Here is a 14,300-nt window from a genome sequence, read left to right on the forward strand (position 1 = left end):
TTGTTAGGTTAGGCAAAGCTTAGTTAGCTGAGCCTTACCTAACCACACCAGTCCAGAATCCAGCGGAACGACCGTGCGTCGCTCCGCTCACAGGAGCGCCATGAGATCGTTGAGTTCCCCGTCCACAGCTGCGCACGCACCGGCGAAGAGACGCGGCGCGCGTCTGCTCGCGGCGCTGGTCGCGACCGCCCTGGCGACGCTCGGCGTCACTGCCGTCGCCGCCCCGGCGCACGCGGCAGGCCCGACCGTGTCCGCTCAGGAGATCCCCGCCGCCGGCGGCACGATCACCCTCACCGGCAGCGGCTTCACCCCCAGCACCCAGGGCATCTACCTGGGTGTCGGCCCGACGGGACTCCCCGGCTTCTACCTCGGCGCCAGCAGCCTCATCACCAGCGAGACCATCTGGATCGCACCGGGCAACGTCGACGGCACCAGTCCCTCCGGCCGCACGGCGCCGATGAACGCCGACGGCACGTTCTCCGTGACCGTCACGGTCCCTGCGGCAAGCGCATCCACCCCGACGTATGCGGTCTACACGTCCAAGGGTCACGGCCAGGGGATGAGCGACACCAGCCAGAACTCGATCACCCCGCTCGTCTATGCGCCCGTTCCTCCCGCGACCACCGCTCTCGCGCTGGCGACGAGCCCGGCGAGCGTCACGGACGGCTCGGCGGTCACCCTCACGGCGACGGTCAGCCCGGCCGCCGCGGGAACGGTCACCTTCCGCGAAGGGTCGGCAACGCTCGGCACGGGAACGGTCTCCGGCTCGACCGCGACGTTCAGCACCAGCGGCCTCGCCGTCGGCGCGCACTCGATCACCGCGTCGTTCGCCCCGGCGGACAGCACCGCCTTCGCTGCGTCCACCTCGCCGGCCGTCACCGTCACGGTGACCGCTGTCGGCGCCCCGACCCCCGCCTCCGTCACCGTCTCCCCGGCGACAGGGCTCGACCCGTCCGGCGCGTCCATCACGGTCACCGGTGAGAACTTCGCCCCGACGGGCGGCGCCGTTCCCGGCGTGTACGTGGGCGTCGGCCCGAAGTCGGCAGCAGGTGAGCCGTCGTGGAACCTCACCGCCTCGCTCTTCCAGGGTGTCGCCTGGGTGCGCACCATCGGCGCCGACGGCGCGTTCACCAGCTCCCTGACCGGCATCGCCCAGGTCTTCACCTCGAACGGCCGCCAGGTCGACTGCTCCACCGAGGAGTGCGGCGTCTACACCTTCGCCGCGCACGGCTCCGCCGACCGCACACAGGACACGTACACGCCCATCGCGTTCGCCGTCCCCGCCGTGACCCCTGTCGCCACCACCCTCTCGATCACCACCTCGTCTGCCAGCTCGACCGCGGGCTCCGGGGTGGATGTGACGGTCACCGTCTCCCCGAAGGCGGACGGCACCGTGAGCATCCTGGACGGCAGCACCGTCGTCGCACGCAACCTCGTGCTGCGCGACGGAAAGGCGACCACCCGCATCTCCACCCTCCAGCAGGGCGCGCGCTCGCTGACGGCCACCTTCACGCCGGCCGATCCGTCCGCGTTCGCCGCATCGACGGCCGCACCGGTCACCCACACCGTGACAGCGTCTCCGATCGTGACCGTCCCGACCGCTCCGGATCCCGTGGTCGTCGCGACGCCGGTCGCCCCGGCCGAGCCGGTCTGCGTCGCCCGCTCCATCAGCGACGCGACGCTGAGCTGGGGGCTCAAGTCGAGCTTCCGCAACTACATCTCCGGCGGGATCGCGAAGGGCTCGTGGAACCTCTCCGGCGTGACGTACGCCGACGGGAAGTACGGCTGGAGCAACGGCTCCGGCAGCTACAACACGGCTGACGACAAGGGCATCGCACGCTTCCCCGGCAGCGTCGCGTTCACCGGTCACAACGGCGTCCTCAACCTGGTGCTCTCCAACGTCGCGGTGAAGGTGACGGGTCCGAACACGGCCACCATCGTCGCCGACGTCCACTCGACCGACATGGGCGGCGCGGCCAGCGACCACTCCGGCATCGCGTTCGCCTCCGTCGCGCTGAGCGGCGGCGCGTCCGGCTCGCGGGTCACGGCGACGGATGCTCCTGTCACCCTCACCGCGGCGGGCGCCACCGCGTTCGCCGGCTTCTACGAGGCGGGCACGGCACTCGACCCCGTGTCGTTCAGCCTGCCGCTCGGGGCCAGCGTGCCCTGTGACAGTGCGACAGCGTCCACCCTCGCCACCACCGGCGGGGGAGACGCCGGCGGCTGGCCGCTGCTCGGAGGCCTGATGGTGCTCGTCGGCGTCGCGGCTGTCGTCGCGGTCCGGCGTCGCGCATCCAGCCAGGCGGTGGCACAGGCGTGACCTCTCGCACGGAAGCACTCGTGGGCGGGGCCGTCGGCTCCGCCCACGAGTGTCGGCGGCCGCCCCGTTCCGCCCGGCTGCTGCGACTCGCGGCCGTCGTCGCGGTGGTGGCGACCCTCTCAGGATGCGGCGCGACGGCCGCGACCTCGGCATCGACCCCCGCGCCGTCCACACCGGCGACGGCACCGGCGGCGGATGCTCGTGCCGGGCTCGCCGACCCGCGCACCATCACCGGTCCGTCGACCGCTGCCCCTGTCGCGGACGTCGTCCCGATCACGAAGACGCCGAAGCCGAAACTGCCGGTGACCGTCGATGATGCGTCCGGCACGAAGGTCACGGTCTCCGACGCCAGCCGCATCCTGGCCCTCGACGTCTACGGCACGCTCGCCGAGACCGTCGTCGGCCTCGGGCTGGGCGACCGGCTCGTCGGCCGAGGGGCGTCGAACACGCTGAGCGTGATGAAGAAGCTCCCGCTGGTGACGCAGAACGGCCACGAGCTGAACGGCGAGGCGATCCTCGCCCTGCACCCGACGCTGGTTCTCACCGACACCACGCTCGGGCCGCGCGATGTGCAGGACCAGCTCCGTGCATCCGGAGTCACCGTGGTGTTCTTCGACTCGGAGCGCAGCATTGCGACCATCGGCTCGCAGATCGAGACGGTGGCGCACGCGGTGGGCCTCGATGCGGACGGCGCGCGTCTGGCGAAGCGGGTCGCGGGCGACCTCGCGGCGGCCAAGAAGACGATCGCCGCGATGGCGCCGGCCGGAGACGACCGGCTGCGCGCCGCCCTGCTCTATGTGCGCGGTCGCGCCGGTGTGTTCTTCCTCTTCGGCAAGGGGATGGGCGCCGACGACCTCATCGGGGCGCTCGGCGCTGTCGATGTGGCGACCGAGGCGGGCATCACGGGCGCGAAGCCCGCGAACAGCGAAGCGCTGCTGGCGACCAACCCCGATGTGTTCCTCATGATGACGGACGGCCTCGCCTCCACCGGCGGCGTGGATGGGCTGCTCCAGCGGCCGGGGGTCGCGGACACCGCGGCGGGGCAGCACCGCAGGATCGTGGACATGAACGACGGGCAGCTCATGTCGTTCGGGCCGACGACGCCCGCCGTGCTGCTGTCGCTCGCCGACGCGCTTTACCGGCCGGAGGCCGCGAAGTGACGCGCGCGGAGGCGCAGCCGCGCTCGGACGCGCAGCGTCGGGAGATGACGGTGAGCGCAGAGGGTGCCGCGCCGGCTGCGTCCCGCGCGAAGCCCCGCCAGCGCCTCAGCGCCGTCACCCGTGCACGCCGCCGCCGCGTCCCGGTGATCGTCGGGCTCGTCGTGCTGCTCCTGCTCGCCGTGCTGGTCTCCTCCTCCGTGGGGCAGTTCGCGCTCTCGCCGGCCGAGATCGTCGCGTCCATCGGCAGGCGCATCGGCATCGCACCGGCCGCGACCGGCGCCGCGAGCTATGCGGACGGCGCCCTCTGGAACATCCGCTTCCCCCGCGTCGCGCTCGGCATCGTCGTCGGTGCCGCCCTCGGCGTCGCCGGCGCCCTGATGCAGGGCGTCTTCGCCAACCCGCTCGCCGAGCCGGCGGTGGTCGGCGTCTCCGCCGGCTGCGCGGTGGGGGCGTGCGCCGTGATCGTCTTCGACCTGCAGCAGTTCGGCCCGGCGAGCATCCCCGCCGCCGCCTTCGTGACGGGCGTGCTCACGACCGTCATCGTCTACGTGCTGTCGCGCGCCCGCGGGCGCACCCAGGTGCTGATGCTGGTGCTCACCGGCATCGCGATCAACGCCGTCGCGAACGCCGTCATCGCGTTCCTCGTCTTCCAGGCGGACACGGCCAGCCGCGAGCAGATCATGTTCTGGCAGCTCGGCTCCCTCAATGGCGCCAGCTGGCAGGCCGTTGCCGTCACCTTCCCGCTGCTGATCGTGGGCGTGGGATGCGCGTGGCTGCTCGCCAAGCGACTGGATGCGCTCGCCCTGGGCGAGCGGAGCGCCAGGCACCTCGGCGTTCCCGTCGAACGGGTGCGGTTGCTCGCGATCCTGCTCGTGGCGCTGCTCACCGCCGTAGCCGTGTCGTTCGCGGGCATCATCGCGTTCGTCGGCCTGATCATCCCGCACCTGCTGCGCCTGCTGATCGGTCCGGCGCACGCGGCGCTCATCCCGGCCAGCGCGCTCGGCGGCGCGCTGCTGATCAGCGCGGCCGATCTGGCGGCCCGCACCGTCGTGCCGTTCGCCGACCTCCCGATCGGGATGTTCACCGCCCTCGTCGGCGGCCCGGTGTTCTTCGTGCTGTTGCGGCGCACGATCGCGGCGAAGGAGGGGGCGGCATGAGCGCCGGGCAACGCGGCGTCGCCGAGCTGCGCGGCGTCACCCTCACCATCGACGGACGCACGCTGCTGTCCGAGGTGGACATCGCCGTGCGACCGGGAGAGCTCGTCGCCCTGATCGGCCCGAACGGCGCTGGCAAGTCGACGGCGCTCTCCGTGCTGGCGGGGGACGTGACGCCGGACTCCGGCACGGTGACCATCGACGATCGACCCGTTGCGCGCATCCGGGTGCAGGAGCTCGGCCGGTTGCGCAGCGTGCTGCTGCAGCAGAAGGTGGTGTCGTTCTCCTACCCGGTGCGCGACGTGGTGGCGATGGGACGGATGCCGTGGGCCAGCACCGCCGGCGACGCAGGCGACGACGAGGCCATCGTCGCCGAGGCCCTCGCCAGGACGGACACCACCCATCTCGCCGACCGCGACGTGACCACCCTCTCCGGAGGAGAACTCGCCCGCGTCTCGCTCGCCCGCGTGCTCGCGCAGCGCTGCAGTATCGTCCTCCTCGACGAACCGACGGACGCGCTCGACATCGGCCACCAGGAGCAGGTGCTCGCGCTCGCCGCCGGCCTCGCCGCGGACGGGGCCGCTGTGCTCGCGGTGCTGCACGACCTGAACCTCGCTGCCGCGTACGCCGACCGGATCGTGCTGCTCGCCGATGGCGCCGTGGTCGCGGACGGCAGCCCACGGGACGTGCTCACCGGCGAACGCCTCAGCGCGGTCTACGGGCATCCGGTGGAGACCATCGACCACCCCGTCACCGGCGCGCTGCTCGTGCTGCCCGTGCGCGCATCCGGCCCCGGTTCACCCTCGAAAGGGGGACATTCCCAGCGCGTTCGGGTACCCTGACCCGCGTGAACTGGTGGATCGTCGGCGGAATCGTCGCTGCAGTGGTGCTCGTGGTCATCGCGTCGAAGCTCGGCTGGATCGACTTCTCCGACAAGACGCGCAAGACGGGTGGCTCGTCGAGCAGCATCGTCGGCATCGGCGACGAGGTCTTCGCGCCCACCCGTCACGAGGCGCAGGTCGAGCTCGACCGCCAGTCGATGCTTCCGGCCCCAGCCCCGCTGCCCGGCGACGGCGACAAGGGCATCTGGGAGGGCGGCCGCATCCGGATCGATGTTGCGCCTAGCGGGCCTGCAGGTCCTGATACTCGGGATGCTCCCTGAGCCAGTGCCGCACGTACGGGCACGTCGCGACCACGCGCAGCTCGGTGTTGGCGCGCACGTCGTCCAAGGCTTCTTGAACGAGCGTCGAGGCAATCCCCTTCTCGCGCTTCTCCTCGTCGACGACGGTGTGCGTGAAAACGATCGCGTCGTCGCGCAGGTCGTACTCGGCGACGCCGATCTGCTCGCCGTCCTTGAGGAGGGCGTAGCGGGACGATTCCGGTTGATTCACCACAGTGAGACTCATGCCGCCAGGCTAACCCGGCAGCGTCGCGACGCACAGACTGCGAGAATGGGGGAATGCTGGACGACTCCACCGCGGATGCGGCCCCTGCGGATGCGGTGCGTGCGGATGTGTCCCGTGCGGATGCGGTCCCGGCCTGGCACGCGGATGCGCCGAGCACCGTCGTGCACGCCGACAACCTCGACATCGTGGCTGCGCTCCCTGACGCGTCGTTCACTCTCATCTACCTCGACCCGCCGTTCAACACCGGCAGGTCGCAGGCCAGGCGGAGCACCACCTCGGTGCGTTCGGCGGGCGGCGCGGGCAGCGTCACCGGGTTCAAAGGCCGCAGCTACGAACGGATCAAGGGCGACCTGCTGCGCTACGACGACCGGTTCGACGACTACTGGTCGTTCCTCGAGCCCCGTCTGATCGAGGCGTGGCGCATCCTCGCCGACCACGGGACGCTCTACCTGCACCTCGACTACCGGGAGGCCCACTACGCCAAGGTGCTCCTGGATGCGCTGTTCGGCCGGGAGTCGTTCCTCAACGAGATCGTCTGGGCATACGACTACGGCGCCAAGGCGAAGAACAAGTGGCCCACCAAGCACGACACGATCCTGGTCTACGTGAAGAACCCCGCAGGCTACTTCTTCGATTCCTCCGCCGTCGACCGCGAGCCGTACATGGCGCCCGGCCTGGTCACCGCAGAGAAGGCGGAACTGGGCAAACTGCCGACCGACGTCTGGTGGCACACCATCGTGTCGCCCACCGGCAGGGAGAAGACCGGATACCCGACCCAGAAGCCGGAGGGCATCCTGCGCCGCATCGTGCAGGCGTCGAGCCGCGAGGGGGACTGGGTGCTCGACTTCTTCGCGGGCAGCGGCACGACGGGCGCCGTGGCGTCGGCCCTCGGCCGCCGCTTCCTGCTGGTCGACAGCAACCCGGACGCGATCGGCGTGATGCGGGCGCGGTTCGCGGCGGCGGAGCCTGCGGTTCGGTTCGTGGAGGCGTAGGCGGGACGCGCATTCACCTGCCGGAACCGGAGTCGCTGTACGACGGATTCCAGACACCCCGGAGCCGCCGTCCGGAGAACACCAAGAACGGTGTGGGAGGCTGGGGCACTATGCGAACCGCGCTCCGCCCCCTGCCCTTCCTCTGGGGCGCGCTGGGCACAGCGGTGACGTTCGCGCTCGTCTACCTCGTCTTCGTGCAGAGCTACATGGGTCAGGTCATCGACGAGCGGGCGTTCGCGGGGGCAGACGTGTGGAAGGGCGACCTGATCGAGTTCGCCCACGCGTTCCTCAACGCCCTTCCGGCCGCCTCGGTGATCCTCGGCTGCATCGCCGCGCTCGCGATCGTGGCCTTCCGCCGCAATTGGGCGGTCTTCTTCGTCGCCGTCGCGGCGGCCGCCCTCGCCAACGGCAGCACCCAGCTCCTCAAATACACCGTGCTGAGCCGCCCGTCGAAGGGCGTGGATGTCGGCCTCGCCAACTCCCTGCCCTCCGGCCACACCACCGTGGCGGCGTCGGCGGCTCTCGTCGTCTTCCTGGTCGCCTCGCCGCGCTTCCGCCCGCTCGCCGCGGTGATCGGTTCGGTCTTCACGATCGCTGCTGGCGCATCCACGCTGGTGGAGCAGTGGCACCGGCCGAGCGACGTGGTGGCCGGGATGCTCGTGGTCGCGTTCTGGGGCTGCATCGCAGGGCTGCTGTACTCCTGGCTGCGCGTGCCGACCGCGGAGCGCCCCGTTCGCACCAAACTGTGGCCGCTGCTCTGGATCGCCGTGGTCTGCGCCGCCGGGGCGATCGTCGCCCTTCTGGTGACCTACTTCTCCGCGCAGGACGGCACGGGGCAGCACCTGTTCGTGGCGTACGCAGGGGGAGTGGCGGCGATCGTGGCGACCGGATTCGTGCTCGCGGTGCTGGGCAACAGGGTGTTCAGGGCGCTGGCTTAGGGCAGATCACGTTGGGCAGATCACGTATGGCGGCTCAGCGACTGCGCTCGCGCGCCTAGCTGCTCTGCCGCACCACCAGCTCTGTCGGCAGCAGCGTCACCCTGTCCACCGGCTCGCCTTCGATGCGGCGCACGAGCACCCGCGCCATCGTCTCGCCGAGGCCGATCGAGGGCTGGTGCACGGTGGTCAGCGGGGGCGTGGCCGTGAGGCCGAAGTAGTCGTCGTCGTAGCCGACCACCGCGATGTCGCCCGGGATGCTCAGCCCCGCGTCGTGGATCGCCGAGTACGCGCCGGCCGCCATCTGGTCGTTGGCGGCGAACAGTCCGTCGATCGGCACTTCGCGAGCGAGCAGACGGCGCATCGCCTCCATGCCGGACACAGGGGAGAAGTCGCCGTACTCGACGAGCGTGGCGTCGAGGCCGTGCGCATCCATCGCCCGGCGCCAGCCGGTGTAGCGGTCGACGCCCGCCGGCATGTCCTGGGGGCCGGTGATGAGGGCGATGTTGCGGCGGCCCCGACCGATGAGGTGCTCCGTCGCGCCCACCGCGCCCGCCACGTTGTCCACGTCGACGAAGGAGGCGTTGTGCTCCGTCTCGCTCACCGGGCGACCGCCGTAGACGATCGGGAGCGTCGAGCCGAGCTGGGCGTACGAGTGGTCGCCGGAGTGGTGGGAGACGACGAGTGCGCCGTCCACGTTTCCGCCCATCAGGTAGCGCCGCGTCTTGTCCGGGTTGAGCTCCGATGAGATAACCATGTTGAGCGTGTACTCGGTGTCCGCCAGGTGCAGAGCGACGCCCTGGACGATGGATGCGAAGAACGGGTCGGCGAAGACCTTGGCCGTCGACTCCGGCACGACCAGGGCGATCACCTGCGTGCGGCGGGAGGCGAGGGAGCGGGCGGCCCTGTTGGGCACGTAGTTGAGATCGGCGATGGCCTTGGTGACCGCCTCCGTGACCTCGGGCGTGACCTTGGTCGAGCCGTTCACCACACGGGAAACGGTCGCGCGCGAGACACCGGCGCGCGCCGCCACCGCTTCGAGGGTGGGCACGGGCCGGCCGTCCACCTGCTCCGAGGTCATCGGGTCACCTTTCTACCGCAAGACCCATGCTAGAGCCGACGCGCCCCCTGGTCTCCGCGATCAGCCTGGCGAACGCGTGGCCGGAGTCCTTCACGGTACGCTCCTGCGTCTCGTAGTCCACCCGCACGATTCCGAACCGCTTCTCGTAGCCCCACGCCCACTCGAAGTTGTCGAGGAAGGACCAGACGAAGTATCCGCGCACGTCCGCACCCTCCGCGATGGCCGCGCGCACCGCATCCACGTGGGAGAGGATGTACGCCTCTCGCTCGGTGTCGCGGATGCGGCCGTCCGGGTCGAGGGTGTCGTCGTACGCTGCGCCGTTCTCCGTGATGTACAGCGGAGGAAGCGTCGGGTACTCGCGGCCGAGCCGCACCAGCAGGGTGCGCAGGCCGTCCGGGTTGACCTCCCAGCCCATCGCGGTCTGCGGCAGGTGGCGCGACGGGAACGTCACGTACTCGCTGCCGACGAACGGCGACGACTTCGGCCGGTCGGTCGGGGTGAGGCCGGGCGCAGCATCCACCGGCAGTGGATGCGCGGAGACGTTGTCGTCGTGGTAGTGGTTCACGCCGAGGAAGTCGATGGGCTGGGCGATGGTGGCCAGGTCGCCGTCCTGGACGAGCTCGTCGAAGCGGTGCTCGCGGAGATCGTCGAGGACGTCGGCCGGGTAGCTGCCGAGCAGCAGCGGCTCCAGGAACATCCGGTTCCAGAGGCCGTCGATCCTGCGCGCCGCCTCGCGGTCGGCCGCATCCGCCTGGTCGTTCGGAACGGCATTCGTGAGGTTGAGCGTGATGCCGACGCGGAGAGCAGCGGCGCCGGCCTTCTCGCGCAGGGTCTGCGTCGCGAGCCCGTGCGCGAGGTGCTGGTGGTGCAGTGCGGCCAGAGCGGCGCGCGGTTCCCGCCTGCCGGGGGCGTGCTCGCCGGCCGCGTACGCGATCAGCGAGGAGCAGAGCGGCTCATTGAACGTCGTCCAGTGGCTCACCCTGTCGCCGAGCGCGTCGTACACCGCCGCAGCGTAATCGCGGAAACGGTATGCGGTGTCGCGGTTGGCCCAGCCGCCCGCGTCCTCGAGCGCCTGCGGGAGATCCCAGTGGTAGAGCGTCAGCCACGGCAGGATGTCCGCATCCAGCAGCTCGTCCACCAGGCGGCTGTAGAAGTCGAGGCCTGCCTGGTTCACGAAGCGGTCGCCCGGCTTCACGCGCGCCCACGAGATCGAGAACCGGTACGACTGCAGGCCGAGCTCCTTCATCAGGGCGACGTCGGCCGGCATCCGGTGGTAGTGGTCGACGGCCACCTCCGGGGTGTCTCCGCCGGCGACCGCGTTCGGGATGCGCGCGAAGTGGTCCCAGATGGAGTCCTCTTTGCCGTCCTCGTGAGCCGCACCCTCGATCTGGGCAGCGGCGGTCGCAGACCCCCAGAGGAAACCGTCAGGCCAGTCGCTGGTCTGGAACGTCATTCTTAGCCTTTCACGGCGCCGGCCATGATGCCGGAGACCAGCTGCTTGCCAGCGAGCACGAAGAGGATGAGCAGAGGGATCGTGGCCATCACGGCGCCGGCGAGCACGATCGAGTAGTCGACGTATTTGGCCGACTGGAGCTGGCTCAGCGCCACCTGCAGGGTGGGGTTCTGCGGCACGACGAGCAGCGGCCAGAGGTAGTCGGTCCACGCGGTCATGAAGGTGAACAGGCCGAGGATCGCCATGGCGGGCCGCGCAGCGGGGACGCCGACGTGCCAGAAGGTGCGGATCATGTTGGCGCCGTCGACACGGGCCGCCTCGATCAGCTCCTCGGGGATCACGTCGACCAGGTACTGCCGCATGAAGAACACACCGAACGCGGTCACCAGGGTCGGGATGATGACCGCGCCAAGGGTGCCCGTCCAGCCGAACTGCTTCATGACCATGAACAGCGGGATGATGCCGAGCTGGGTCGGCACGGCGAGGGTCGCGATGACGAACACCATCAGGCCCTCGCGGCCACGGAACTTCAGCTTCGCGAACGCGTACCCGGCGAGCGTCGAGAACCCGACGACCGAGATCGTGATGATGCTCGAGACGATGAGCGAGTTCCCGAGCGCCAGCCAGAACGGCACGGTGTCGAGCACCTGCGCGACGTTCGTCCAGAACTGGCCGCCTGGCAGCAGCGGAGGATAGGTGGAGGTCAGCACGCTGCTCGGGCTGGAGCCGGCGACGACCGACCACCAGAGCGGGTAGACGCCGCCGATGAAGACGACGATCAGCAGACCGTATGTCAGGAAGCCGGGACGACGGTCGATGCCGAGTGCACGGCGCTTGTTCGAACGGGGCTTGGGGCCGGGCGCCTTCGCTGCGGTCGCCCTGGGCGGGCGCTGCTCCGCGGAGCTGTCGCGGTCGACGGTGGCGGTCATGATCTCTTCTCCTCGCTGGCGGCGACCAGGGCGAGGTCGCCCTCGGTGGCCGAGTCGTCTCCGTAACCGCTGCCCGCGTCACCCGCCCCTGCCGTGGCGCGCTGGGCGGCCAGCCGACGTTTGGTGCGCTTGGCGTGCATCCGGGACTCGGTGGATGCGATGCGCCGCGAGATGAGGAAGTTCAGCACCCCGAACAGCACGATGATGATGAACAGCAGCCAGGCGATGGCGGACGCCTTGCCGAAGTTCTGCCGGTTGAACGCCATGTCCCAGAGGTAGAGCACGGTGGTCTGGTACTGCCGCTGCGGCCCTCCTGGCACGGCGCTCGACGGGTTGAACAGCTTGGGCTCCGTGAAGATCTGCAGTCCGCCGATGGTGGCCGTGATGATGACGAAGATCATCGTGGGCCGGATGCTCGGCAGCGTGATCGAGAAGAAGCGGCGGAACGCGCCGGCGCCGTCGAGGGCGGCGGACTCGTGGATGTCGCGCGGGACCGCCTGCATGGCGGCCAGGAGGATGAGAGCGTTGTAGCCGGTCCAGCGCCAGTTGACCATCGAGGCGATGGCGACGTGGGCGGGGAAGGTCTCGGTCTTCCAGTTGATCGGCGAGAGGTGCACGGACTGCAGCAGGTTGTTGATCAGGCCGTACTTCTCGTCGAACGCGCTGGAGAAGATGAGGGTGACTGCGACCGGAGTGACCACGTACGGGATGAGGACGCTCATCCGCCAGAAGGTCTTGGCCCGGATGTTCTGGTCGAGGATCGCGGCGATCAGCACGGCGCCGATCAGCTGCGGGATGGCGGACAGCAGGAAGATGCTGATGGTGTTGAACAGCGAGTTCCAGAAAAACGGGTCATTCAGCTCGGCGATGTAGTTGCCGAAGCCGACCCACTCGCCTGGGCCGGTGAGGAGGTTCCACTTGTTCAGCGACACGACGAACGTGTAGACGAGCGGGAACAGCCCGACCAGGCCGAACAGGATGAAGAACGGCGCGATGTAGAGGTAGGGGGACGCCTTGACGTCGAAGCGGCTCACCTTCTGGCCGAAGGTCAGGGCGCGGCGCGCATCCCGAGCCTGGCGGCGGCGGTCGCTGCCGCCGGGTTGGCTGCCGCTGGTCTTGTTGCCGCTGGTCTTGCTGTCGCGCCTGTTCGTGCCGTCTGTCGCGGCCGGCGGTGTTGTCACGGAGGTCATGCGCTGGTTCTCCCCAGGTGCGGGCCCCCGCCGCCTGCGCGGCAGGGGCCCGATCGGTGCTGGTGGTTACTTGTTGACGACGAGCTGGTTGAGCAGCGTCATCGCGTTGGCCCAGGCCTGGTCGCCGTTGGCCTTGCCGGAGTCGAGCTCCTGCACGGACGGGCCGAAGACCTGGGACTGGATGACCGAGTCGTCCGGTCCCTTGTACTGGGCGACGACGCCCTTCGCGCGCTCGGCGAGGATCTGGCCGACGGGTGCGTTGTTGAAGAACTTCGTCAGGTCGCTCTCACCGGTCACGCCGGGGTCGGACTGCGCAGCGGTCACGGACGGGAAGGTGCCCGCCGCCTGGAAGGTGGCGACCTGCGTCTTGGCCGTGGTCAGCCAGGCAGCGAGGTCAGCGGCCTCCTTCGGGTGCTTCGACTGCTTCGGGACCGTCAGGAACGATCCGCCCCAGTTGGCTGCGCCGCCGGGGAAGACGTTGGCGAAGTCCCACCCGGTGGATGCGTCGCCGCCTCCGGCCTTGACCTGTCCCTGCACGACACCGAGCATCCAGCCGGGGCAGACGAACGTGGCGAACGAGCCGTCGGTGAACGCCTTGCCCTTGCCCCAGTCCCACTGGGTCTGGTTGGAGGAGAGACCGGCTGCTGCGCCGCCGGCGAGCTGGCTCCACAGGCCCTTGAGCGTGGAGTTGTCCTCGATGTTGAGCTTGCCGTCCTTGGTGTAGTAGCCCTCCGGCTGCTGGTTCACCATGGCGTTCCAGAGGAAGCCGGACTGGTCGTAGAACGCCTTGCCGGTTGCGGCCTTGTACTGCTGGCCGACCTTGAAGTAGTCCGCCCAGGTGGCGTCGTCCCCGCCGAACAGCTTGGCGACGGAGTCGCGGTCGCTCGGCAGCCCGGCCGCGGCGAACAGCTTGCTGTTGTAGCAGAGGCCCTCCGGGCCGATGTCGGTGCCGTAGCCGATGATGCGGCCGTCCTTGTCGGTGGCCTGCTTGAGCTTCCAGTCGACCCAGCGGTCCTTGATCTTGTCGGCTCCGTAGTCCTTCAGATCGTTGAAGTCCGTGGAGACCTGCATGACCTTGCTGAGCCAGCCTTCTTCGACGGCCTGGACGTCGGGGAGACCGCTTCCGGCCGCCTCCTTGGTCTGCCAGTCGGTCAGGGCGTTGTCACCGGTGTCGATGTTGGTCGCCTTGATCTTGATGTTCGGGTGCTCCTTCTCGTACTGCGAGTAGAGCTTGTCGAATCCCATCGTGCCGAACGTGGTGACGGTCAGCGTGATCGGGTTCGAGCTGCTGCCGCCGTCTCCACCGCTGGATGAACATCCTGCGGCGAGGAGGGCGAAGGATGCTGCGCCGGCAACGGCGGCGACAACCTTGGTGCGTCGTGAGAACTTCACGGTCACTCCCTTGTGTGCGTGGTCTGGTGTGGTGCCGATGAGAGCGCTCTCACCTGGTGTCGTGAGAGCGCTCTCACGGGTTGCCACAGAGAATATGCAAGCATTGCGGCCGCTGTCAAGCGGAACCGTGGTCGCGCTCTCATCCGCGCGGTTCCGCGGAAGTGAACTCGCGGTGGTCGTTCGCGCGCGCATTCCGCGTCTCGCCCAACAATTCCGCGGGCTCCGGATGCGCGGGCGTGGCCCCCGCAGCGCTTCGCGCCGGCGATCGGAGCGGCCGCGTCGTGACCG

The 14,300-nt window shown here is 69.6% G+C and carries 13 protein-coding genes; 7 read left to right on the forward strand and 6 right to left on the reverse strand.

Annotated elements, in window-relative coordinates; translation table 11 throughout:
* The first annotated feature begins 100 nt into the window (after positions 1-100).
* The 5 genes from ASE16_RS00255 to ASE16_RS00275 are packed head-to-tail and all read left to right on the forward strand — an operon-like array spanning position 101 to position 5,796.
* Positions 101-2,320, forward strand: a complete 2,220-nt coding sequence (locus ASE16_RS00255) for an HtaA domain-containing protein (RefSeq protein WP_055889083.1) — start codon at positions 101-103, stop codon at positions 2,318-2,320.
* A complete protein-coding gene (locus ASE16_RS00260; RefSeq protein ID WP_235500102.1) occupies positions 2,317-3,480 on the forward strand; it encodes a heme/hemin ABC transporter substrate-binding protein in 1,164 nt (387 codons plus the stop codon). The genes ASE16_RS00255 and ASE16_RS00260 overlap by 4 nt, the downstream gene beginning before the upstream one ends.
* 44 nt (positions 3,481-3,524) lie before the next feature.
* Positions 3,525-4,637, forward strand: a complete 1,113-nt coding sequence (locus ASE16_RS00265) for a FecCD family ABC transporter permease (protein ID WP_082581236.1) — start codon at positions 3,525-3,527, stop codon at positions 4,635-4,637.
* On the forward strand, positions 4,634-5,476 hold the full coding sequence (locus ASE16_RS00270) for a heme ABC transporter ATP-binding protein (RefSeq protein WP_055889086.1): 843 nt from the start codon (positions 4,634-4,636) through the stop codon (positions 5,474-5,476). The genes ASE16_RS00265 and ASE16_RS00270 overlap by 4 nt, the downstream gene beginning before the upstream one ends.
* 5 nt (positions 5,477-5,481) lie before the next feature.
* Positions 5,482-5,796, forward strand: coding sequence for a hypothetical protein (locus ASE16_RS00275; protein WP_082581101.1), 315 nt, complete (start codon positions 5,482-5,484; stop codon positions 5,794-5,796).
* On the opposite strand, the gene ASE16_RS00280 is transcribed toward ASE16_RS00275, so the two are convergent.
* Entirely contained in the window at positions 5,756-6,040 is a 285-nt protein-coding gene (locus ASE16_RS00280; protein ID WP_055889091.1) for a GNAT family N-acetyltransferase, read from the reverse strand. The two genes, ASE16_RS00275 and ASE16_RS00280, sit on opposite strands and share 41 nt — an antisense overlap.
* Positions 6,041-6,093: 53 nt before the next feature.
* Between ASE16_RS00280 and ASE16_RS00285 the strand changes: the two genes are divergently transcribed.
* A complete protein-coding gene (locus ASE16_RS00285) occupies positions 6,094-7,032 on the forward strand; it encodes a DNA-methyltransferase (RefSeq protein ID WP_082581102.1) in 939 nt (312 codons plus the stop codon).
* A gap of 110 nt (positions 7,033-7,142) precedes the next feature.
* On the forward strand, positions 7,143-7,970 hold the full coding sequence (locus tag ASE16_RS00290) for a phosphatase PAP2 family protein (RefSeq protein ID WP_055889094.1): 828 nt from the start codon (positions 7,143-7,145) through the stop codon (positions 7,968-7,970).
* Positions 7,971-8,025: 55 nt separating this feature from the next.
* On the opposite strand, the gene ASE16_RS00295 is transcribed toward ASE16_RS00290, so the two are convergent.
* From ASE16_RS00295 to ASE16_RS00315, 5 genes are all read right to left on the reverse strand, one after another.
* Positions 8,026-9,048: a LacI family DNA-binding transcriptional regulator gene (locus ASE16_RS00295; protein WP_055889097.1), complete on the reverse strand. Its 1,023-nt coding sequence runs from the start codon at positions 9,046-9,048 to the stop codon at positions 8,026-8,028.
* 4 nt (positions 9,049-9,052) lie between these two features.
* The gene (locus ASE16_RS00300; protein ID WP_055889100.1) at positions 9,053-10,501 is read right to left on the reverse strand and encodes a GH1 family beta-glucosidase; all 1,449 of its coding nucleotides are present in this window, start codon (positions 10,499-10,501) and stop codon (positions 9,053-9,055) included.
* 2 nt (positions 10,502-10,503) lie between these two features.
* Positions 10,504-11,430, reverse strand: coding sequence for a carbohydrate ABC transporter permease (locus ASE16_RS00305; protein WP_055889103.1), 927 nt, complete (start codon positions 11,428-11,430; stop codon positions 10,504-10,506).
* Positions 11,427-12,620: a carbohydrate ABC transporter permease gene (locus ASE16_RS00310; RefSeq protein ID WP_082581103.1), complete on the reverse strand. Its 1,194-nt coding sequence runs from the start codon at positions 12,618-12,620 to the stop codon at positions 11,427-11,429. Before ASE16_RS00310 ends, ASE16_RS00305 begins: the two co-directional genes overlap by 4 nt.
* Before the next feature lie 66 nt (positions 12,621-12,686).
* Entirely contained in the window at positions 12,687-14,012 is a 1,326-nt protein-coding gene (locus tag ASE16_RS00315) for an ABC transporter substrate-binding protein (protein ID WP_055889105.1), read from the reverse strand.
* Positions 14,013-14,300: the final 288 nt, after the last annotated feature.

This window comes from Leifsonia sp. Root227, from assembly GCF_001428745.1.
Taxonomy (GTDB): domain Bacteria; phylum Actinomycetota; class Actinomycetes; order Actinomycetales; family Microbacteriaceae; genus Leifsonia.